Source organism: Anabaena azotica SJ-1 (assembly GCF_047275885.1).
In the GTDB taxonomy this organism is placed as follows: Bacteria; Cyanobacteriota; Cyanobacteriia; order Cyanobacteriales; family Nostocaceae; genus Trichormus_B; species Trichormus_B azotica_A.
This window is the reverse complement of the sequence record NZ_CP178454.1, coordinates 1,862,273-1,883,306: the sequence shown is the minus strand read 5'-3', so window position 1 is coordinate 1,883,306 and position 21,034 is coordinate 1,862,273. Positions and strand designations below refer to the sequence as shown.

Annotated in this window: 18 protein-coding genes, 1 tRNA gene and 1 pseudogene; 9 read left to right on the top strand and 11 right to left on the bottom strand. The window is 37.7% G+C overall.

The window, feature by feature from the left end:
* Positions 1–43: 43 nt before the first annotated feature.
* Positions 44–1,261, bottom strand: a complete 1,218-nt coding sequence (locus ACLLO5_RS08340; protein WP_413174995.1) for a glycosyltransferase family 4 protein — start codon at positions 1,259–1,261, stop codon at positions 44–46.
* A 237-nt stretch (positions 1,262–1,498) separates the two neighbouring features.
* On the opposite strand from ACLLO5_RS08340, the gene ACLLO5_RS08335 reads away from it, so the two are divergent.
* The 5 genes from ACLLO5_RS08335 to ACLLO5_RS08315 all read left to right on the top strand — a co-directional run bounded on the left by ACLLO5_RS08335 (position 1,499) and on the right by ACLLO5_RS08315 (position 9,175).
* Complete coding sequence (locus ACLLO5_RS08335; protein ID WP_413174994.1) at positions 1,499–2,488, top strand: glycosyltransferase family 2 protein; 990 nt, start codon at positions 1,499–1,501, stop codon at positions 2,486–2,488.
* A 181-nt stretch (positions 2,489–2,669) separates the two neighbouring features.
* Entirely contained in the window at positions 2,670–3,521 is an 852-nt protein-coding gene (locus tag ACLLO5_RS08330; RefSeq protein WP_413174993.1) for a transcription factor RcaD, read from the top strand.
* Positions 3,522–3,532: 11 nt separating this feature from the next.
* Positions 3,533–5,566, top strand: coding sequence for an ATP-binding protein (locus ACLLO5_RS08325; protein WP_413174992.1), 2,034 nt, complete (start codon positions 3,533–3,535; stop codon positions 5,564–5,566).
* A gap of 29 nt (positions 5,567–5,595) precedes the next feature.
* On the top strand, positions 5,596–8,133 hold the full coding sequence (locus tag ACLLO5_RS08320; RefSeq protein WP_413174991.1) for a DNA translocase FtsK: 2,538 nt from the start codon (positions 5,596–5,598) through the stop codon (positions 8,131–8,133).
* A 157-nt stretch (positions 8,134–8,290) separates the two neighbouring features.
* Complete coding sequence (locus ACLLO5_RS08315; protein WP_413174990.1) at positions 8,291–9,175, top strand: ParA family protein; 885 nt, start codon at positions 8,291–8,293, stop codon at positions 9,173–9,175.
* A gap of 186 nt (positions 9,176–9,361) precedes the next feature.
* On the opposite strand, the gene bioF is transcribed toward ACLLO5_RS08315, so the two are convergent.
* The 3 genes from bioF to ACLLO5_RS08300 are packed head-to-tail and all read right to left on the bottom strand — an operon-like array spanning position 9,362 to position 11,952.
* Positions 9,362–10,531: an 8-amino-7-oxononanoate synthase gene (bioF, locus tag ACLLO5_RS08310; protein ID WP_413174989.1), complete on the bottom strand. Its 1,170-nt coding sequence runs from the start codon at positions 10,529–10,531 to the stop codon at positions 9,362–9,364.
* Between the two features lie 27 nt (positions 10,532–10,558).
* A complete protein-coding gene (gene ruvA / locus ACLLO5_RS08305; RefSeq protein ID WP_413174988.1) occupies positions 10,559–11,197 on the bottom strand; it encodes a Holliday junction branch migration protein RuvA in 639 nt (212 codons plus the stop codon).
* Positions 11,194–11,952, bottom strand: coding sequence for a sucrose-phosphate phosphatase (locus tag ACLLO5_RS08300; protein WP_413174987.1), 759 nt, complete (start codon positions 11,950–11,952; stop codon positions 11,194–11,196). Before ACLLO5_RS08300 ends, ruvA begins: the two co-directional genes overlap by 4 nt.
* 150 nt (positions 11,953–12,102) lie before the next feature.
* Between ACLLO5_RS08300 and ACLLO5_RS08295 the strand changes: the two genes are divergently transcribed.
* On the top strand, positions 12,103–12,648 hold the full coding sequence (locus tag ACLLO5_RS08295; RefSeq protein ID WP_413174986.1) for a DUF1622 domain-containing protein: 546 nt from the start codon (positions 12,103–12,105) through the stop codon (positions 12,646–12,648).
* Between the two features lie 172 nt (positions 12,649–12,820).
* On the opposite strand, the gene ACLLO5_RS08290 is transcribed toward ACLLO5_RS08295, so the two are convergent.
* The 5 genes and pseudogenes from ACLLO5_RS08290 to ACLLO5_RS08270 form a co-directional block, all read right to left on the bottom strand.
* The gene (locus tag ACLLO5_RS08290) at positions 12,821–13,438 is read right to left on the bottom strand and encodes a hypothetical protein (RefSeq protein WP_413174985.1); all 618 of its coding nucleotides are present in this window, start codon (positions 13,436–13,438) and stop codon (positions 12,821–12,823) included.
* A 400-nt stretch (positions 13,439–13,838) separates the two neighbouring features.
* Positions 13,839–13,994, bottom strand: a pseudogene (locus ACLLO5_RS08285) (CsbD family protein); the annotation flags it as partial.
* Between the two features lie 390 nt (positions 13,995–14,384).
* Positions 14,385–14,567, bottom strand: a complete 183-nt coding sequence (locus tag ACLLO5_RS08280) for a CsbD family protein (RefSeq protein WP_413174984.1) — start codon at positions 14,565–14,567, stop codon at positions 14,385–14,387.
* A gap of 482 nt (positions 14,568–15,049) precedes the next feature.
* A complete protein-coding gene (locus ACLLO5_RS08275; protein WP_413174983.1) occupies positions 15,050–15,772 on the bottom strand; it encodes a dienelactone hydrolase family protein in 723 nt (240 codons plus the stop codon).
* Between the two features lie 127 nt (positions 15,773–15,899).
* The gene (locus ACLLO5_RS08270; protein ID WP_413174982.1) at positions 15,900–16,544 is read right to left on the bottom strand and encodes a phosphoribosyltransferase; all 645 of its coding nucleotides are present in this window, start codon (positions 16,542–16,544) and stop codon (positions 15,900–15,902) included.
* Between the two features lie 323 nt (positions 16,545–16,867).
* Here ACLLO5_RS08270 and ACLLO5_RS08265 point away from each other — a divergent pair, with 323 nt between their 5' ends.
* From ACLLO5_RS08265 to ACLLO5_RS08255, 3 genes are all read left to right on the top strand, one after another.
* Positions 16,868–17,380, top strand: a complete 513-nt coding sequence (locus ACLLO5_RS08265; RefSeq protein ID WP_413174981.1) for a universal stress protein — start codon at positions 16,868–16,870, stop codon at positions 17,378–17,380.
* A gap of 346 nt (positions 17,381–17,726) precedes the next feature.
* Positions 17,727–18,413, top strand: a complete 687-nt coding sequence (locus ACLLO5_RS08260; RefSeq protein ID WP_413174980.1) for an NYN domain-containing protein — start codon at positions 17,727–17,729, stop codon at positions 18,411–18,413.
* Between the two features lie 427 nt (positions 18,414–18,840).
* The gene (locus ACLLO5_RS08255) at positions 18,841–19,116 is read left to right on the top strand and encodes a hypothetical protein (protein WP_413174979.1); all 276 of its coding nucleotides are present in this window, start codon (positions 18,841–18,843) and stop codon (positions 19,114–19,116) included.
* 301 nt (positions 19,117–19,417) lie between these two features.
* Here ACLLO5_RS08255 and ACLLO5_RS08250 read toward each other — a convergent pair whose 3' ends face one another.
* Complete coding sequence (locus ACLLO5_RS08250; RefSeq protein WP_413174978.1) at positions 19,418–20,659, bottom strand: HhoA/HhoB/HtrA family serine endopeptidase; 1,242 nt, start codon at positions 20,657–20,659, stop codon at positions 19,418–19,420.
* A gap of 251 nt (positions 20,660–20,910) precedes the next feature.
* Positions 20,911–20,987, bottom strand: a tRNA-Met gene (locus ACLLO5_RS08245).
* Positions 20,988–21,034: the final 47 nt, after the last annotated feature.

Sequence of the window (21,034 nt, the reverse complement as noted above, 5' to 3'; positions counted from 1 at the left end):
CCTTAAATTTTGGCAGATTCTTCTAATAATGTAATTATAATCACTAATCTTCTAAGCAAACTTCCTCATAACGCTGACCGGCGATTTCCCAAGTAAATTGAGTTTCTACCAGTTGTCTAGCGTGAGTTGAGAGTTGATATCTGAGTTCTGGCTGTTCAAAGAGTTGAGAAATAGCAGCGATATATTCTGCGGGTTGATTTGCTCTTAATGCCCTTAGTGGTGTGTTTATTCCATCTACAGCTAATCCTTCCAAACCGCGATCGCTCCCCACCACCGGTATACCCGCAGCCATCGCTTCTAGGGTTTTATTTTTGATACCAAAACCTGTTCTCATTGGTACGACACATATAGTAGAATTATGTAGATATTCTGCCATCGAAGGTACACGACCAATCACATTAATTCCGGGTTTTTCTCCAAGTAATAAAACTGCTGGATCTGGACGAGAACCAACGATATCAAAGGTGGTATCAGGATAAATTTTTTGAATTTCTGGTAATACTTCATTGCTAAAAAAACAAACAGCATCAATATTAGCTAAATTATCCATTGCACCGATAAAAATTATCCGATGTCCACCTGGATCTGTAGGACGGTTGGGAAAAGAAACTAAATCTACACCATTGGGAATGACAGCGATTTCAGCTTGAGAATTAAACTGTTGTAGTTGTTGTTTATCTTCGGCTGTAGTAACTACAATATTTGAGAATTTAGAACAATAAACTTGTTCATAACGACGTAATAATGGCAGATTAATTTTATCTCTAAATTGATTTTCTGATGTGCCAGTTGCTAACTGATTCAAACAAGTACCATAAACAGAACTATGAATATTAACGATAGTTTTTACCTGATTTTGAAAATAGGGACGTATATAAATTTCATTAACGCTGTGTTCACAGGTAATTACATCACATTTACCTGATTTCACAAAGTTGTCAATCCATGCTTGCATTTCCAGTGAGTAGCGGTTTAAGACGCTTGGTGGTGTTCCTGTGAAGATAAATTTACCTAATCGCTGAATTTTTTTGAGTATTCCTGCTGATGTTCGCTGATCTGAAGGACGGTCAAAAACAACTAAGTTATCTACGCAATCTCGTAAACCAGCTATTTCCAAGTCTGTGACATCAGATTCACGTTGAGTCACCAGGGTAATATTATGGTTTTGGCTGAGATACTTAAGTAAATTAAATGTCCTGACTTGAGTTCCTCCCCTGGTTGGTGGATAGGGAAAGGTTGAAGATAGCATGAAGATATTCATAAATCTGATAATCTTAGGGTAAAAATTGTTTACTTTGTATATAGACTAGATTTACCACAATATAATAACATTATGTCACTTAATATACTTAATCCAATACGAATTTTTGCGTAAGAATTTATGGACAGCAAGTTACTAATATGAAAATTCAAAGTGATTAGCAAGAGATTTTCAGCAAAATCAAAGTTTAGCAATTCTAGTTAAAAAAGTAAATTTACATCAGCAATTTTTTCTATTATGCCTACAGTTAGTGTTTGCATTCCCACTTACAACCGCGCAAATTTACTTCCTTATGCAGTCAATAGTGTGTTAGCTCAAAGTTACACAGATTTTGAATTAATTATTTGTGATGATGGTTCTACGGATAATACTGCGGAAATAGTCAGTAAATGGGATGATCCACGAATTCGCTATATCAGACAACCTGTTAATGGTGGTCGTAGTCGAAATATGCGTTCTGGTTTTGAAGCTGCTTGTGGTAGTTATTTTATTAAATTTGATGATGATGATGCGATTACTCCTGAATTTTTAGAGAAAACTGTGGCTGTTTTGGATGCAGAAACGAATGTAGATTTTGTTTGTACAAATCATTGGATTATTAATCAAAATAATGAAAGAGTTGAATCTGCTACTCAGGAAAATTCGAGGAAGTGGGGAAAGGATAAGCTCAAACAGGGTGTAATTCCTGATTTAATTAGGGAAACTTTTATCAATCAAAGCTTACAAGTTGGTTCTACTTTATTTCGTCGAGATTGTTTATTAGAAGTGGATTTTATGCGTCCACAAGCTGACGGATGTGAGGATTTTGACTTGTTGGTGAGGTTGGCTATTGCTGGTAAGCAAGGGTATTTTTTACCTGAATTTTTGATGGAATATCGGTTTCATGGTGGACAGACTAGTTTAAAACAAAATCTGCATTTTCTAGCCGCTAAGGTTTTTTGTATTAATAGTTACAAATTTGTTGATGAAGAGTTGGAAAAATTGCGATCGCACAAATTAGCGGTTACTCAGCAAGTTTGGGGTTTAAGATTAATTGAAAACGGTGATTCTGTCGAGGGAAGGAGACTTTTACAAGCATCAACTCAGGTTTTAGGAAGCGATAAAAAAATCATGTTTGGTTTGATGCTATCTTATTTACCGCTCGGTTTACGGAAGTTAGCTTTACAGGTTTTTCGTCGGCTTCGTCCCAAGGATTATACTGAGCAAGTGCGGGAAGCAGGTGTTTAATGATGGGGGTGGTGTTTCGCGCAAAGGGTAGAAGTTTAATTTCCTGATTACTCATCAATGATGCTTAGAGTTGTATCTAATAGCCAATGGTACTTATATAGAGTTACTATAAGAATCGTGTGTCAATTTTGTTTCATTCAGGCTAGAGTAGTCAGGCTTCAAATACAACTAGATTTTTCCTATGGATACAAATGAGTTAAAGTTCCTCCTAAAGCTGTTAGGATGTCCTAACTATCGTGCTGGCTTGAGTTCTAGCACTTTTAGTTCTTTTAAGGGTAAGGACAAAATTTGTCGAGATTTAGGCGATCGCGAACTGGTAGACTATTCCCGTGAGATTGCTACAGTTAAAATTTTACCCCCTGGTCAGGCTCTGTTGAAACTAGACCCAGCGGAGTTACCCATCACTGACAAAGAGCGTAAAGTGTTGGATAAACTCGGTAAAGCTACTGCTAAAATCGCCCCCAGTGAAATCACTTCTCTCAAAGCTGCGGAACGCGCCGAGATATTGAAAAATTTGAGTGAACGGGGTTTAATTTCAGCAGAAATCAAAATTCAAAGACTCAAAGCTGAAGTTTGGCTGACTGAAAGAGGGATTGAGTTTTTGCGGGATGAATATATTTCCGAAGGAAAAGCAAATATAGACTTTAATTTGCTGGGTAATTATGTGCGGTTTTTACGGAAGAATTTGCGGGTTAAGTCAGAACAAGTTTCTACTTTAGTTTCTGATAATGTAGAATCACATTCTGATATTACTAGCAATATCAGTGATGAAGAAATTTTAGAGACTATTAAGAAATTAGATCGGGAATTAGGTACAGAGAATTATTTACCAATTTTCCATTTACGGCAAAAGTTACAACCGCCTTTATTACGAGATGATTTAGATCGGGCTTTGTATAGATTGCAAAAAAGTGACAAAATTGAACTGAGGGGGCTTATTCACGCTGAAGAATACACCCCAGAGCAATATAAAGCCGGAATTAGCCAGCGTTCAGGAAGTCCATTATTTTTTATTCAACTTACAGAGAATTAAAGAGCAAACTTATGACATCTATTGATGAGATTATTCTCAGGAGTATTAACCCCTTTGGTAACGTTAGGTCAGTCAACTTTTGGAATAAACAACAACCAGAACCTACGATTGATTCTATTCACCAAGAAGCGATCACTAAAATTGAAACAACACTTGATCAAGTTGTTCAAGATCATCAGACACGCACTATAATACTTGATGGTGAGGCTGGTTGTGGCAAAACTTATTTATTGGGTAGACTCAAAAAGAAATTCAATCATAAGGCATTTTTTGTCTACATTCCGCCATTTCCTGAAACTGATAGAATTTGGCGGCATATTTTGCGATGTACGGTTGATAGTTTGGTACAAGTTCCAGAGGGACAAAAAGATTCTCAATTATTACTTTGGGTAGAAAATGTATTAACCTCTATCAAGGAACGCAGTGTTAAAGACCGTATTTTCAAAGATGATGTACTTGATTTGCTGCGAAATGAGCGAGGAAAATTTATTAATAAACTCAGGGATATCTACAAAAAAGCAGGTATCTCTATCTACAATGCGGATGTTTTTTTTGGTGTCTTGCATGATTTGACTAATACGGAACTCTATCCATTGGCTTGCGAGTGGTTACGAGGTGATGACTTAAGTGAAGATTCTCTAAAAACTTTAGGGATTAAAAAATCAATTGATACAGAAGAATCTGCAACAGAAAATCTAAGAAATTTTAGCAGAATCGCTGGTGATACTCAACCAATTGTCCTGTGTTTCGACCAATTAGAAAGTATTGCTCTTTTACCTGACGGAAGACAAAATTTGCAAGCGTTATTCAACGTCAATACTATAATTAGTGGACAAAATAGTAACCTGCTGATCATTATCAGCATAGCAACTGATACTTGGAAACAAAATAAATCTCGAATTAATGAAAGTCACAAAGATCGTATTGATGAAAAAATTGATTTAAAAAGTATTGATTTGAAGCAAGCAGAATCACTGTTATCATCTCGTCTTTGTTCTCTACACCATCAAGCACACCCTCAACCATCATCTCCTATCTACCCTTTAACTCGCCAATATCTAGAGGAAGAATTTCCAGGAGGAAAAACTAAACCTAGAGAGATAATAATATTTGGTAAAGATGTAATTCAACAATATAAGCAATGGTTAGCTGGTGGTAGGAAAGGTGAGTTTAAACCTGACTTAAAGTGTGGTGGAAAAAGAGATGACTCTTCAGAATTAATTGCAGATTTTAAATTGAAATGGCGCGATGAATTTAATAAAGTTCAGTACCAAATTACTAAAATTCGCCATTTTTCTGCACCGGATTTAATTAAGATGCTACAAGAAGCTTTAGAAACTTTGCAAGTAGAGGGAGTTAAATATCCACTGTTTACAGGTACAAAGTATGCTAGTTATTCACTAGAATACAAATTGTCAGATAAATCTAGACCTTTAGGAGTTGTCTGGACAGAAGATGGTAATATGACTACTTTTTTTCATGTTATGGAAGCGTGCAAAAAAGCAGCTAAAAAAGATTCAACCTTAACCCTATACCTCATTCGTGCAGAAGTATTAGGTAATACCAAGAACCAAGGCTATCAAAGCTATACAGCGTTTTTTACAGGTTCTCCCCATCGTCACATCACCCCACATATTAATTCTGTTCATTACTTGGTTACATATCACAACTTAGTCAAAGATGCTCGTGAGGGAGACTTGGTAATAGGAAGTAAAAACCTCAACTTCAAGAGTTTACAAGAACTAATTCGTGAGTCTAATATCTTAGAAGGTTGTTCTCTATTACAAGATTTGGGAATCTTTAAAAAGATCATACCGCCACCAGAATTAACAGAATGTAAAGATTACTTATTCAATCTAGTTACAACTCATCATTTTTTAGGAAGACAAACTTTAATTGACAATGCTATTAGCAGTTTTCCCACAGTTAACGAAGATCAAATTAATGTATTGATTAAACAACTATGTGAGGAAAATAAAATTCAAATTCTTGACCCCAAAGCCAAGCCAAAATCTCAATTAATTTGTTTAGTTCCTCACAAGTAATCTATCCAGCACATTTTTTATATCAGCCAATGCACTACCTGACAGAAGCTTCTGAAATCCACAATCAAATATCTCAACTAGCAAGTTATAAAACCCTTTGGCTAGATACAGAAATTGCTGATTGGTACACTGATAATCCCAAACTATCGCTAATTCAGGTATTGGCTGATCCTACAGACTTAACTGGTGAATCTTCTTACATTTTTGATGTGTTAGATAAACCTGATTTGAGAGATTATTTTATCAACCAAATCATGGTTAAACCAGAAATTGAAAAAGTCTTTCATAATGCTGGCTTTGATTTAAAATATTTAGGAAGAGAACTAGCACAAAATGTTACCTGTACTTTAAAAATAGCTCAAAAAATTAAGCGCAAAGTCTTACAAACTACCGACTTAAAACTAAAAACTTTAGCTGCTGAACTCTGCCACTTTTCTAATGTAGATGCAGAAGAAGGAAAAAGTGACTGGGGAAAACGTCCTCTCACTCAAAAACAACTAAACTATGCAGCAATGGATACAGTATATTTAGCTGCTGTTCATCGTCATTTACTTGAAATATCCAACCCTGATGCTATCAGTAATATATTTAATATGGTAAACAATAAATCTGAAAACTCATCTTTAACTCCTACAAAAGTCAGAGTAGCTTTTGAATGTCCACGATTATTTTATCTCAACCATAATTTTGGTGATAAAGCCATATTTTTTCCTAAAAATGTAGTATCTGGAATTGGTAATGCTTTTCATAAATTAGCAGATGATTTCATTAATTTACTTCTTGTTGAACCCAAAGTTAAATCTTTATTCAATCCAGAAGCAAGCAGTATAAATGTAGATGAAATAGCCTTGGAAATTCAACAAATATTCTATCAAATTAAATTTTTCCCTTATTTACAAGATACTATCAGTCAAGATTCTAGTAAAGCATCAGCATTACTTCAAGTTTGGCAAGGAATACAAGGACTTATTAAACAATTTACAGAATTACTGGTAATTAATCGCCGCTATTGTAGTGCTGATACAGTTATTAAAAATACTTTTATTAATGAAGAACGCAATTTAGAGCATTATTTTAATTTGCCTGATGGCACAAAACAATTAGTAAGAGGTGAATTTGATTGTTTAGTTTTTAATTTTGAACTCAAACGCCTTTGTATGGTGGAGTTTAAAACTTATCAATCTGTAGATCCAGCAGCACAATTGGCTCAAGTTTCTCTCTATAGTTATATGTTATGGGAGAAGAAAAAAGTGCCTGTTGATTCTGCTGTTTATTGTGTTTTACCAGAATTTAAAGAGTATAAATATTCTTGGGAACAGCTAGAAAATACGGTTCATCAATTGATTCCCTATAAATTATTACAGATGCAACAGTGGTTAAGCTGGGAATCTCCAAATCCTAATCCACCACCTGTTACAACTCAACCTTATTTATGTGAAATTTGTCCTCAACAGCAAAAATGTCAAACTTTTTTTAATGTGGAATCTGATCCTTCCCACTTAAAAAGGGAGGAGAGTTCAACAAGTATTAACGCTGATGAAATAGGAGAGGCTTTAGTTGCAACTCTGCAATCTTTTGGTGTTGGTGTTGATTATCATGGTGCTGCTGTTAGTCCAGCGTTTATTCGTGTGAAACTTAAGCCTAATTTGGGTGTAAAGGTTAATTCACTTCTGAGATTGTCTGCTGATTTACAAGTGCAGTTGGGGTTAGAAAATCCACCTTTTATTGCTCCCCAAGCTGGTTATGTGAGTGTTGATTTACCCCGTAAAGATAGGCAAATTGCAAAATTTGAAGATTATATTCAAAAACAATTTTTACCAGCAACCACACCTATAAAAATCGCAATTGGAATAGGTATTGATGGTAATTTGTTAGAAGCTGATTTATCTGATCCTAATACTTGTCATTTTTTGGTGGGTGGAACAACTGGAAGCGGAAAGAGTGAGTTTTTGCGATCCTTACTTCTCAGTTTACTATACCGTCATTCTCCCCAACACCTCAAAATCGCCCTAGTTGACCCCAAACGGGTAACATTTCCAGAGTTTGAACAAATGTCGTGGTTATATTCACCGATTGTCAAAGATAGCGATCGCGCGATAGAACTAATGGAAGAATTAGTTATAGAAATGGAATCTCGGTATCAAAAATTTGAAAAAGCTAAATGTGCAGACTTAAAAAACTATAATCAACGTTACTCCCAACCTTTACCCCGTATAGTCTGCATTTTTGATGAATATGCCGATTTTATGGCAGAAAAAGACATTCGTACAGCATTAGAACAAAGTATCAAACGTTTAGGTGCAATGGCAAGGGCAGCCGGAATACATCTCATTATTGCCACCCAACGTCCAGAAGCTGGTATTGTCACACCAATTATTCGCTCAAATTTACCCGGAAGAATCGCTTTACGTACCTCCAGCGAAGCCGATTCTAGCATTGTCTTAGGAGGAAAGCAAACAAAAGCAGCTTATTTGCTAGGTAAAGGTGATTTAATTTACCAAGCTGGCGCACAATCCCATCGCTTACAAAGCTTATTAGCGCAAACAATTCGGATACCTTCAGTTTAGATGGAATATCTCCAGAAAATAATGTAGAGACGTTGCATGCAACGTCTCTACAAAACACATTTCCGCATCCTCCCAAAGACTAAATTAGCCAAAGTTTCAATCTATTGGATAATATGTACGCTACCTTAATGGGAATGCGTCAGCAGAGGAAGTAAAAATGGGATATGTAATTGCAACCGCAAATATGAAGGGTGGTGTGGGTAAAACTACACTCACCGTTAACTTAGCTACTTGTTTGGCGAAAAATTATGGCAAAAAGGTACTGGTCTTAGATTTAGATAGTCAAATTAGTGCCACACTCAGCCTCATGTCACCAGTAGAGTTTGCGAAACGTCGTAAACAAAGAAAGACTTTTAGATATTTGATAGATGAAATTATTAACCCAGACCCAGATGCTAAATTAACAATTAATGACATCATTTATCCTGAAGTATGTAAGCTGCCAGGATTGGATATGTTGCCGGGAGATATCGACTTATATGATGAATTTGTCGTTTCAGAAATGCTGCATAATCAATCTGTAGCTTTGGGAGAAAATGATTTTGAAACAATTTGGAATCGCTTTGAAAGAGTCCTGGTTAGAGACATTTTAAAACCTGTACGTGATGAATATGATTTTATTCTTTTAGATTGCGCCCCTGGTTATAATCTCATGACTCGCAGCGCCTTAGCCACAAGTGATTTTTACATTCTTCCGGCTAAACCAGAACCTTTATCTGTGGTGGGTATTCAATTATTAGAAAGACGCATTGCCCAATTAAAAGATAGTCATGAACATGAGGCAAAAATTAATATCCAAATGTTGGGAATTGTCTTTAGCATGTCCAGTGCTAATCTTTTAAATGGCAGATACTATAAACAAGTAATGCACCGAGTAGTTGAAGATTTTGGTGTTGATAAAATATGTAAAGCCCAAATTCCTGTTGATGTAAATGTTGCTAAAGCGGTTGATAGTTTTATGCCTGTTTCTTTACTCAGTCCTAATACAGCCGGTTCTAAGGCATTTATGCAATTAACTCAGGAGTTGTTGCAGAAGTTGTGAAGATAGATAGGCTATTGTGAAGAGATATCTTGTATATCTCGTTCCCAGTCTCTGACTGGGAATGCCATTATAGAGGTTCTACCTCTAATTTAACAGAAGGCAGAGCCTTCTAGAATTCATTCCCATACAGAGGGAACGAGAAAACGAAAAAATTTCTTCTTCTTCTTCTGAACTCCTGAACTCCTCCTATACTTGCATTGCTTTTAAAGCATCCACTAATTGATCAATATGTCCTCTTTCATGGTTTGCCATGATTGATATTCTAATCCGACTGGTACTCACTGTGGGAGGACGAATTGCTGGGGCGAAAATTCCCGCTTCTTTAAGATGTTGTGCTGCTGTTAATGCTGTGGCTGCGTCAGGTAATTGCAAACATAATATTGGTGATTCTGTAGGTAATAATTTTAAATGAGGTAAATGTTCTTTGATTAATTGTTTTAAATAATTGACATTCTGCCACAATTGCTGACGACGTTCTGGTTCTTGTTGGACTATTTTCAAAGCTGCTAAAGCTGCGGCTGTGTCTGCTGGTGAAAGGGCAGTGGTGTAAATCCAACTGGGGGCGCGATTTCGCAAAAAGTCAATGAGGGCATTACTTCCGGCTACATATCCCCCTAAACTTCCCAAGGCTTTACTCAATGTACCAATTTGAATTAATTCTCTACCTGTACAACTGAAATATTCTGCACAACCTGCACCAGTTTTACCCATAACTCCGGTGGCGTGTGCTTCATCAATTAATAGCATACAGCTAAATTCTTCAGCTATATCTAATAATTCTGGTAAAGGACATAAATCACCATCCATGCTAAAGACGCTATCGGTAATTATTAAACAGCGACGATAATTTTGCCGTTGTTGATATAGTTTTTCTGTTAATTGGGCTATGTCACAATGGGGATATTCAATAACTTTCGCACCGCTGAGAATTGCCCCGTTTTTTAAGCTGGAATGATTATAGTGATCTGATAATATTAAGTCTCGCTTACCAACTATGGCGGTAATTGCACCTAAGTTAGCTAAATATCCTGAACTAAATACTACTGCATCTTCGGTTTGTTTGGTAGATGAGAGCATTTGCTCTAATTCCCTGTGTAATTCTCGATGCCCACTGAGTAATCTAGAACCTGTGCTACCAGTTCCATGTTCTTGAATAGCGTTGATTGCGGCTTGTTTTAAGCGTTCATCGGCTGCTAATCCTAAGTAATCATTACTGGCAAAGTTAATCACCTCATGCCCAGATAATATCACTTTTGCACCGGGACTACTGTGAATGGTTTTTACGGAACGATACCAGTCAGCCCGATGTATAGTTTGTAAAGATTCTTCTATCCAAGCATAGGGGTTATTATTCATCACTCAAAACTCTATGTATTAAGATTTCTACACTCCTGCTTCGGTACTACTAAGATGAGCGATCGCTTGTTTGATCCAATCTTCCACGTATGCATCTTTGGGTAAACCAATATTTTCGCTAACTACGTGCAAGGCATGACTGACTTCATGGGCAGTATATCCCAAGGCGAAGAGTGTCATTTGCACTTCTTCTAGAATTCCTGGTGCTGGTCCACCTGTAGCCACGAAGAAGCCCGCTGATTTGCGCCATTCAATCAACTTGCTTTTTAGTTCTAAACAGATGCGTTCAGCGGTCTTTTTGCCCACACCAGGGGCTTGAATTAATATTTGGGTGTTAGCAGCAATAATCGCTTGGACTAACTCTGGTAATTCCAAAGTGTCCAACAGTGCGATCGCTAAAGCTGCACCAATACCACTCACAGATAGCAAGTGTCGAAATAAATCCCGTTCTGATGGTGAAGAAAAACCATAGAGTAAAGGAACTTCTTCCCGAATCTGGTAATGGGTAAAAATTTGTACCACATCTCCAGTATTTGTTAATTGGTTGGCGAGACGTTGCGGAATTTGCAAATCGTAACCCATCCCGTTTACCTCTAAGGTCAAGATGACACGATTAGAGCTAATTGCTTGGACACCAGCGACTATACCTTTAAGATAGCTAATCATTTCAGGAAACCAAAATAATATAATCCTTCCATAATCCCCGCAGCATAAAAGTTTTGTGCGAGGTAACGGTGTGTAGCAGGATTCTGTTTGTGCCACTGGAGTAACTCTTTTTGAGCATTCCCGACAATGATTCCCCTTTCGTTACCTACAGCGAATAAAGCAATATCATTACCTGAATCGCCACAAACAACTGTTTGCTCGGCTGCAAATTTCCACTTGCGTCGTAGAAACTGCATTGCTTGACCTTTATCGCTGGTAAGAGGTAAAATGTCAAGGTCTATACCGCCACTATAAATTAACTTTATATTTAAATTACGATTTTCCAACTCTGTCTGAAGTTGTGGTAATATGTCCAAAGCTTTTTCTTCAACGAAAAAACTCACTTTAAAGGGACGCTGTTCGGAGTTTGGTTGCGGCTTTAATTGAGGAAACTTTTCTGTGACAGATAATATTTTATCTCGTTCCCATCCAGGAGAGAGGATACTGTTCCATTCTGGATCGGTGGTTGGACTACCATCAAGATAGATTTCCGTTCCCACAGACAGAACCAGCGCATCTGGTGAAAAGAGATTTTTTTCCTGTTGGAGTTCTTGATACAGAGTAGGCGATCGCCCGGTGGAGTAAACTATCTTTGTACCATGTTGTTGACGATGACTTTTGAGGCGAGCGCTTAACTCTCTCAGTGCTTTATCATCTGTAACGGTATGATCAACAAAGGTATGATCCAAATCTGTCACGAATAAAAATTTAGTCACAGCACACTCCTTTTCAAGCAGCAAAAATCAGGTTGGGTTAGCGACAGTAGCAAGTAATAAAAGCGTCATCATCTTTTTCTATCAAGAGAAAGATGTAACTTATATACAGAAACTATTAAAAGTATACTAATATACTAAACAGATGATGATATGAAACGAGAGTCTCAAGACAATTCTTTCGTTAATATTCTACTGCCTGTGGCATTGATTTTTGGTTTGGTTCTCCTGTTAAGCCTCAACGTTGAACAAAATCACACAGAAGTCATATCAAAGAGTCCGCTAGAATCATGGCTGAAGCTGATTGTCGGCTATTTAGCAGCAGGTACAGAAATTGCTGCCGCAGTAGTTATTGGTAGTACAGTAATTCAAAGTATTTTTACTTATATTCAACAGTTATTTTCCCGTTCCCGACAAAGTTTTAATGCTACGGAATCAATCCGGCTCAAATTGGGGCGAGTTTTAGTTTTAGGATTAGAATTTACCGTGGCTAGTGACATACTCAGGACAGCAGTTGCGCCAACACGCCAGGATATTTTAAACTTGGGAGCGATCGTACTTTTAAGAACTTTACTAAATTTCTTTCTAGAAAACGAGATTAGACAAGCAGAGCAAAGCCGTTTACAACAGAGAGAACCTATAGATAACTCTTACATAGCAACAGACCATGATTCTAATGATTATAGAAGGAAAAATTAAGTACAAAAAATAGAGCGATCGCTAAACTATTCAAACCGTTAAAATTAGTAATATTAAGAAGATTATGGCAAAACAATCCACCATATAGTAGTTCCGCTACCAAATAAGGCTTGAGCAACGGAACTTTCCTGCGTGGGAGGGTTTTTAAACACCAGCCGAAAGACTCGCGTTACTATGGGTTTGAATTTGTTTTATTATCAGTATTTGAATCTGCTTTGGGCGTATTAGGAGATGTTTGCGTTTTTGAACTCGTATCTGGACTAGAGGTCGGTGTTGGAGTCTTGGTAGAAGATTCAGCAGGAGCTACATTAATTTTCGTGTTCTGTGGAGCCGTAGCAGGCTGTGAATTATTAGGGACAATTACATTAACATCTGTTTTCCCTTGTCTAGGTTCTTGTGACCGTGGAACGTCAACTTTAACGCTGACATTAGGCGCACTTTGTGGAGGAACAGGAACAACGGCTGGTACTGGAACACGCTCAACAGTATTCGTCTTTTCGATGATAGTTGTCTGTTTAGCTGGCTCTTGAGAGGCCACAGGAACAGGTACAACAATTACCGAGTTGGTAGCTGGTGGCCGCCCCCAGAAGTAGTAAGCAAGTCCACTCAGTCCTAAAAAAGCGGTAATACCCAGACCAATTAATAAACTACCAGCAGCATTGTTTTGATTCCGTACTTCTAATGCTTCGTTCTTGAGGTTTGTTCCAGAGACACGACCATGAGAGGACGTTTTTTCCTCTGTTAAATTATCTTCATGGTTATTTGAATTAGGATTTTTGGGGTTATTCATAATTGTTACCAGAAATAATTGGTGGAATTAGGACACAAACAAATTTAAAAAATCTGCCTCTAATATCATGAAAAGGGAACGGTTAAATCCCTAGCGGTCAGCCGACAGATAATACCTAAAGGCAGACTACATCAACAGCGTTCAAGGCTGAAGTAGAGGGAATTAAAATTAATTAGGGTTCGCTGATAGCTGACGACTGAATGCTTACAATTTTTATCCCTTAATTGAGGATATTTTGAATATTATCTTTCACGTCTTCTATTGTGTTAAGAACTTGACTTTCTACTTGTTTGGCTTTTCCAGCAGCTTGGTCTTTCAAATCGCCTCTAATATTGCCTACTCTTTCTTGAGTTTTGCCTTCAATGTTCCTAGCAACTGCCTTAACTCTTCCTGATAAACTCACATTGCTTTTCACGTTTTCTACGGAGTTACGAAGGTGGCTTTCTGCTTGTTTAATTTTGCCAACAACTTGGTCTTTTGGATCACCAGTAATATTGCCGATTGCTTCTTGAGTTTTACCTTCAATGTTCCTAGCAACTGCCTTTGCTCTATCCATTGTTGCTATTTGAATAGGCATTTGACCAATTAGATGCGTGTGTGAAAAAGTCGTAGCCCAATTATCTCCAGAAACTAAACCAAATCCTATAGAAGTTGAAATTAATAAAACCAGGCTAATGGTTAGCAATACTTGACAATTTTTTTGAATTAAACTCATTCTAAATCCTAAAATTTTTTATTTTTCAAAAGATTGATTTGACTATTAATTAAGGGCGCGAGACTAGAAAGTATAAATGTAGCAGATTGTAGATCAATGAGGTACAGCATCAAAATTGAAACCTATACACAAAGCCAGTTTTACTCCTGAATCCTGATAGCGTAGCGTAAACAATATTCTGCTGTAATTGGATTGCTATTTATACTTTCTAGAAAAATGACTATCTTCTTCTTAGTCAATAATGTTTTTAATTTCATCTTTCACGTTTTCAACAACGTGAATAGTGCTTGCTTCGACTTGTTTTGCCTTACCTTCCGCTTGAGCTTGGGGATCTCCCGTAACATTAGCTACAGCTTCTTGAACTTTACCTTCAATATTTTTGGCAGTTGCTTTAACCCGATTTTCTAAGCTCATAATATTCTCCGTATTAATTTTCCAGATCAAGTGAATTTAAAATCGCATCATTGTTACAGTCAATAAGAATATATTTACGATGATTTATACTCGATTTGCTATTAGCTAACCCTGTTTAAGTCCACTAAACGGAATTCTCTATTAGCGTCAAGTTACTGCAATTTAACCCAGTCACCGTAAGTCAAGGATGCTATTCCCTGAAATGTGGGTTATGTATGCCTTCGCTCCTATAGCTCCCAGGGAGGGAATTAAATCCTGATGATTACGGAGTTTTTAAGGTTATACCTTGCTATTGATCCTCATTATTTCTACTCTTGCAACTGAACAAGTTGCTTTTTCTTCACTCCTGTAATTTAACACAATTGAACAGTTTATTTTTATACCTAAAGACATAGTTAAGCTGCTACCCAGTCCGAATTTCTCACCAAACTTCTCAAAGCCTGATCAAATTTAGAGTTTTGAGTTTCATGCTACATCAAAAATCAATTCCTTAAAGATATAGTATGCAAATGCAATTTATTTTTCTCACTTGGTGTCAGATAATATTTAAACCATTTACTTGCTAATCTGGCTACTTCTTCCATTGCTCCCGGTTCGCTAAACTTGTGACTTGCTCCAGGAATAATCTCTAATTGTTTATGCTGGGTGGGAATTTCTGTCAGTGCATCCTCATTCATAGCAATTATCGAACAATCATTACCACCAACAATGAGCAAAGTTGGAGTCTGCACAGAGGAAAGACTTTCACTGACTAAATCAGTATACCCGCTGCGGCAAACTATCGCTCCCACATTCATAGGACAAGCTAATGCAGCTAAAAATGCTGCACAACTACCTCTATCAACACCAAAGTAACCGACTTTTAAATGACGGGTAATGCGGTTTTCAAACAGCCATTCTGTAACAGAAATTAACCTAGAACCAAGAAAGCTAATATCACAACGAAAATGCTGGGTACGCTGATCAATTGCATCTTCTTCTTCTGTTAGTAAATCTATCAACAGTGTCGCTAGTCCTTCCTGCTGACGCAACAGATGGGCTAAGTAATGGTTGCGGTTACTATAGCGGCCACTACCACTGCAATGGGTAAATACAACAATTCCCTGAGCTTCGGGTGGTATTACTAATTCTCCTTTTAGTCGCACGAGTCCTAGCTCAACGGTAACTATTTGTTCTAAAACATTCCATGATTCTTTCGTATTCATTGATTTAGCCTTTTAGGGAATAGGTGATAGGTGACAGGTGACAGGGAATAATCAAGATACAACAGCAATTTAAAATCTATAAAATCCAAAATCCAAAATCCAAAATCTAAAATCCAAAATTTAAAATTTAAAATTTAAAATGGGCTAAAAGTTCGCGAACTTCTTCGTCCGTAGTTTGGGAAAAGTCTTCATACCACACTCCAATAGCAGACATTACTTCTGGGGTTTGCAAGCATACTATTTCATTTACTTCTGACTGCAATTCTTTGTAAGTGCTGGCTGGTGCAACTGGAACTGCTACAATAATGCTTGCAGGTTGTTGTTGTTTCAGAAGGGCGATCGCAGCACGGATGGTTGACCCAGTGGCAATACCGTCATCTATTAAAATTATGGCTTTATTTTTGACTTCTATGGGTGGTGCATCTCCCCGGTAAGTGCGATCGCGTCGCTGTAATTCTTGCAATTCTTCAGCCGCAACTACCTGAATTATCTCTTTGTTTATTCCCAAAGTATTGATAACATCGTAATTGAGTACCCCTATTCCCCCAGAAGCTATGGCACCCATGGCCAATTCTTTATGTCCAGGTACACCGAGTTTTCTCACAATACACACATCCAAAGGCGCATTTAAGGCTGTGGCTACTTCAAAAGCCACCGGCACACCCCCACGAGGTAAGGCCAATACTAATAAATTTTCTCGGTTAGTATAGGCTGTCAGGTGCTGCGCTAATATCTGTCCTGCTTCAGTGCGGTTACGAAATCTGCTCACCATCGCCATCACCTTCTTTACTAATTGGGGATTTTAGATTTCGGGTTGGGAATTACTTACCATCCATTTGAGATGTGGAGAAAATACTTATTTCTCTATGAAATGCTGGTGATTTTTTTCTATTGGCGCTAACACTAGCTTCTCTGTCTTGGACTCTACTTCTAGAGTAGCTCTCATTCACAACTGCATTCAGATTTATGGCCAAAGTTAGAATAAAATTACAATTCTCAAAAAATTCGATTAATATGGCCAATATAGGTCAGTCCATTCCATATTGAAACCACAATAGGTAATAAATTTTAATTATTTCTTAAGGAATAATAATTATGTTTCACAAAATTTTAGTGGCTTTAGACAACTCCCAAGCGAGTGAGTGTATTTTTCAAGAAGCCTCATTTTTAGCAAAAGCAAATGATGCAGAAATGATGCTGCTCCACGTTTTATCTCCCTTAGAAGATCCTTATATCAACCCTATATTTTTGCAACCAGAAACAATCTATCCATCTTTGCATACTGACACCATTAATCAATATATGCAAGCATGGGATCAACTCAAGCAAGAAAGACTAGATTGGATGCGCTCGCTCGCTCAAACAGCATTAAATACAGGTGTCAAAACGGAATTTACCCAAAGTATAGGTGATGCAGGCCGCATCATCTGTGAATTAGCTCTCACTTGGGAAGCTGACTTAATTATAGTTGGTCGTAGAGGACGTTCTGGCATCAGTGAAGTTTTATTAGGTAGTGTCAGCAATTACGTTTTGCATCATGCTCATTGTTCCGTTCTTACTTTGCAAGGCTTAATTCCTGTTACCATACAAAACAACCACAGCACATAAGTAACTAGTAACTGAAAATCTCACAATTTTTTAACATTTAAAAACAAACAGATTCAGCCAGTTTGAATTTTTGCCTTTCTGCAAGCAAAAGGCTAGAATAATGATAAAGTCTTGGTTTTAACCTCAATATCAACGACTGCTTTAATAAAATTGTGTTATTTACTCTCATACGTTACTTTAATTTAAGATATGGCGCAGTCCAAATGGGTTAAGTTTATTTGCAACCAATGAATGTCTGTAAATAACTTCTGGCTAAGTTTATTACTAGGGTTATCAAATTAACACAGACTATAGTAGTATTAGAAATTTATCAAATACATCCAAAATTTAAAATCTAGAGGTATCAATGAGTTTTACTAATCTTAGCAAAAAAACAAACGAATATAAAGAACTTAAAGAAAAGCCACTTTGGCAAGGGCCACCCACTATAAAAACTACTGCCAAAGGTCGAGAAATCAAGCCCCAAGAGACTAGCAACGACATGAACATTGGAGATGATATCAATCGCGGTCGAGTCGCAATTTTTATTGATGGCTTAAACCTTTTTCACGCTGCTTTGCAACTAGGCATTGAAATCGACTATGTGAAACTGCTTTGTCGTTTAACACAAAGTTCTCGTCTATTGCGTGCTTTCTTTTATACAGGAGTTGATGCCAGCAAAGAGAAACAACAAGGGTTTCTGTTATGGATGCGTCGCAATGGTTATCGTGTAGTTACAAAAGATATAGTTGCAGTTGCAGAAAACGGCAAAAAACCTAATCTGAATGTAGAAATTGCCGTTGATATGATTACTTTAGCGCCCTACTATGATACTGCTGTTTTAGTCAGCGGAGATGGCGATTTAGCTTATGCTGTCAATGCTGTTAGCAGCTTGGGATCTAGGGTAGAAGTAATCGGTTTGCAAACAATGACGAGCGATACTCTGATTGATGTGGCTGATTACTTCATAGATTTTGACAGCATTAAACAACATATTCAAAAGGATTCTCATGTAGGTTATAGTTATCGCACTTCCTCCAGTTCTCAGCTTTAAAATTCCATTGCGGCAGTAATTTAACCCTTTGACAAGCTCGACATTTCGTAGGCTCACCAACCAGGAAAGAGCAATTAATAACCAATGACTAATCACCAACGCAATAGAGAAAGCAGGAAATGTAGCATTTTATTTGCCACTTCTCTGTGATGTGTGCTATACCAATGTGAGAATAGTTAATTAACATCTATATGTATAATTACTATCCTTATTATTTGGGTATTAAATTTCAGTAATAATCCTGTTTAAAGAGTTTTTAGTATGTGATTAATATTGGTTTTAGGGAGAAATTTTGTATAGTTAGCATCAAAGTGATTAAAAAACAAAGTCTATTTGCAAACTTATGCATCTCCACTGCTTAAACTATACTAATAACCTTAATACAGAAATTGTTGCTGGATCTCACACAATCTAAGGAGTAGAACAAGTGAATCAGATCCAATTGACTTTAGTGATTAGTTATTTGTTAATGACTTGTTATTTTTTTACCAATTGGTTACGTTTTTCCCTGCGTCATCCAGCATCTACTGCCGAAGATAAATTTTTATCTTTTGTTATGTCTTTAATAACTACTATTTTTTGGCCTTTAATTATTCCTATATCTTGCTTTAAAATCCTGAAAAATCGCAAATTAGATTTAATTACAGCGATCCCTGTAATGTTGGCAATGTTTGCAATTACTATTTCTTATTGTCTCAGTTAATAGGGAATAGGGGAGCAGAGGAGCAGGGGAGCGGGGGAGCAGGGGAGCAGGGGAGCAGGGGAGCAGAGGAGCAGAGGAGCAGAGGAGCAGGGGGGAAGTTTCTTCTTATTCTTCTTATTTTTCTGAACTCCTGAACTCCTGAACTCCTGAACTCCTGACTCCTGACTCCTGAATTCCTGAACTCCTGAACTCCTGACTCCTGCCTCCTGCCTTCTGCCTCCTGCCTTCTGCCTTCTGCCTTCTGCCTTCTGCCTTCTGCCTCCTGACTCCTGCCTCCTGACTCCTGACTCCTGACTCCTGACTAATTTTGCTCTTGAGTGGGAAAAGTCCCAGTTTTAACAGATAGATTCATACTGTTGCCATTACGACGTATATCTAGGCGCAAATCTGCGCCAACTTGAGTTTTTTCCACTGCTCTTTGTATATCAGCCGCATCTGTAACTGTTTGATTATTCACTTTTTGGACAACATCTCCTGCACGTATTCCCGCTTTAGCTGCTGGTGAATTAGCCACCACTTTGACTATCAATACACCATTATTTTCATTTACAGTTAAACCACTGTTGGGATCTGAGTTAATACGTTGCTTCAACTCAGGTGTTAAAGCTACCATTTGAATTCCCAAATATGGATGTTGCGCTTTACCTGTTGTAATCAGTTGATTAGAAATTCGTTGTGCTGTGTTGATGGGAATGGAAAATCCCAAGCCTTGCGCTCCTTGAATGATAGCTGTATTCATACCAACTACTTCCCCTCGCGCATTCAGCAAAGGCCCGCCTGAGTTACCAGGATTAATTGCTGCGTCGGTTTGAATAAATTCTACTCGCTTATCGGGAACACCAACTTGATTGCTAGATCGTCCGGTGGCACTGATAATGCCTGTAGTTACTGTATTATCTAAGCCAAGGGGATTACCGATGGCGATCGCCCATTGTCCAGGTTGTAATTGATCAGAATTACCCAAAGTCACTGTTGGTAAATTATTCGCCTTAATTTTCACCACCGCCACATCAGTTAATTCATCTTTCCCCACTACTTTACCTTCAAAGGTGCGTCCATCTTTAAGGGTGACACTCACCGTATCCGCACCATCAACCACATGAGCATTGGTAATAATGCGACCATCAGCACTGAGAATAAAACCTGAACCAGTACCCCGCTCTACCCGATTTCTACCCTGTGATGGTAGTTGTGACCCAAAAAAGCGGCGGAAAAATGGGTCATTAAATTCTTCCGGTAAGTTGCTTTGAACTGTGCGAGATGAGTTAATTCGCACTACCGCAGGTCCAACTTTTTGGACAACCTGAGTAATAAAATTAGGATCAGTATTTGCTGGTAACGGGGGAGCCGCATTGACTCGATTCACTGCTAGTTTTGATGCAGTGTCAGATATCTGCTGTTGGTTTCCAGCTAAATAACCACCTGCTAAGGTCATACCTGATCCCAGCAACACCAAGGATAAAGAGGCCGTTGCTTTTTTCCAAGGTGCATGATCATGGCTTTTTGGTACAAGGTGATCTTGGTCTTTTTTCTGGTTTGACATTTGCTTTCTGGAAGGATATTTACAGCTATTACTAATGTAGATATTTTTTTTGATACTTTTGTTGCAAAACTGTAATCGTATTTTAAGATTACCGGCTCTCATTGTAAGATACACTTATCCAATTAATTTTTCCAATCCAGCCTATTTGGGGGTGATGAAGAGTGAGGGTAGGGACTGCCGCGTTTTGTTCATGTAGCGCCTAAAACAAAACCCCGCAATCAATAAAGATTACAGGGTTTCATTTTTCAATTTGGTGGCGGGAAGTGGATTTGAACCACTGACCTTCGGGTTATGAGCCCGACGAGCTACCAGGCTGCTCTATCCCGCGTCGCTTTCGTCTCTCGACTTCCTTAATATAACGCGAAGTCAAAAGTT

What these genes read in the sequence shown, in the direction of transcription:
- ACLLO5_RS08270 (WP_413174982.1), bottom strand. Translation starts at nt 16,544, where the DNA reads ATGGTGAGCAGATTTCGTAACCGCACTGAAGCAGGACAGATATTAGCG.
- ACLLO5_RS08265 (WP_413174981.1), top strand. Translation starts at nt 16,868, where the DNA reads ATGTTTCACAAAATTTTAGTGGCTTTAGACAACTCCCAAGCGAGTGAG.
- ruvA (WP_413174988.1), bottom strand. Translation starts at nt 11,197, where the DNA reads ATGATTAGCTATCTTAAAGGTATAGTCGCTGGTGTCCAAGCAATTAGC.
- ACLLO5_RS08330 (WP_413174993.1), top strand. Translation starts at nt 2,670, where the DNA reads ATGGATACAAATGAGTTAAAGTTCCTCCTAAAGCTGTTAGGATGTCCT.
- ACLLO5_RS08320 (WP_413174991.1), top strand. Translation starts at nt 5,596, where the DNA reads ATGCACTACCTGACAGAAGCTTCTGAAATCCACAATCAAATATCTCAA.
- ACLLO5_RS08275 (WP_413174983.1), bottom strand. Translation starts at nt 15,772, where the DNA reads ATGAATACGAAAGAATCATGGAATGTTTTAGAACAAATAGTTACCGTT.
- ACLLO5_RS08260 (WP_413174980.1), top strand. Translation starts at nt 17,727, where the DNA reads ATGAGTTTTACTAATCTTAGCAAAAAAACAAACGAATATAAAGAACTT.
- ACLLO5_RS08315 (WP_413174990.1), top strand. Translation starts at nt 8,291, where the DNA reads ATGGGATATGTAATTGCAACCGCAAATATGAAGGGTGGTGTGGGTAAA.
- bioF (WP_413174989.1), bottom strand. Translation starts at nt 10,531, where the DNA reads ATGAATAATAACCCCTATGCTTGGATAGAAGAATCTTTACAAACTATA.
- ACLLO5_RS08325 (WP_413174992.1), top strand. Translation starts at nt 3,533, where the DNA reads ATGACATCTATTGATGAGATTATTCTCAGGAGTATTAACCCCTTTGGT.
- ACLLO5_RS08340 (WP_413174995.1), bottom strand. Translation starts at nt 1,261, where the DNA reads ATGAATATCTTCATGCTATCTTCAACCTTTCCCTATCCACCAACCAGG.
- ACLLO5_RS08250 (WP_413174978.1), bottom strand. Translation starts at nt 20,659, where the DNA reads ATGTCAAACCAGAAAAAAGACCAAGATCACCTTGTACCAAAAAGCCAT.
- ACLLO5_RS08295 (WP_413174986.1), top strand. Translation starts at nt 12,103, where the DNA reads ATGAAACGAGAGTCTCAAGACAATTCTTTCGTTAATATTCTACTGCCT.
- ACLLO5_RS08290 (WP_413174985.1), bottom strand. Translation starts at nt 13,438, where the DNA reads ATGAATAACCCCAAAAATCCTAATTCAAATAACCATGAAGATAATTTA.
- ACLLO5_RS08280 (WP_413174984.1), bottom strand. Translation starts at nt 14,567, where the DNA reads ATGAGCTTAGAAAATCGGGTTAAAGCAACTGCCAAAAATATTGAAGGT.
- ACLLO5_RS08335 (WP_413174994.1), top strand. Translation starts at nt 1,499, where the DNA reads ATGCCTACAGTTAGTGTTTGCATTCCCACTTACAACCGCGCAAATTTA.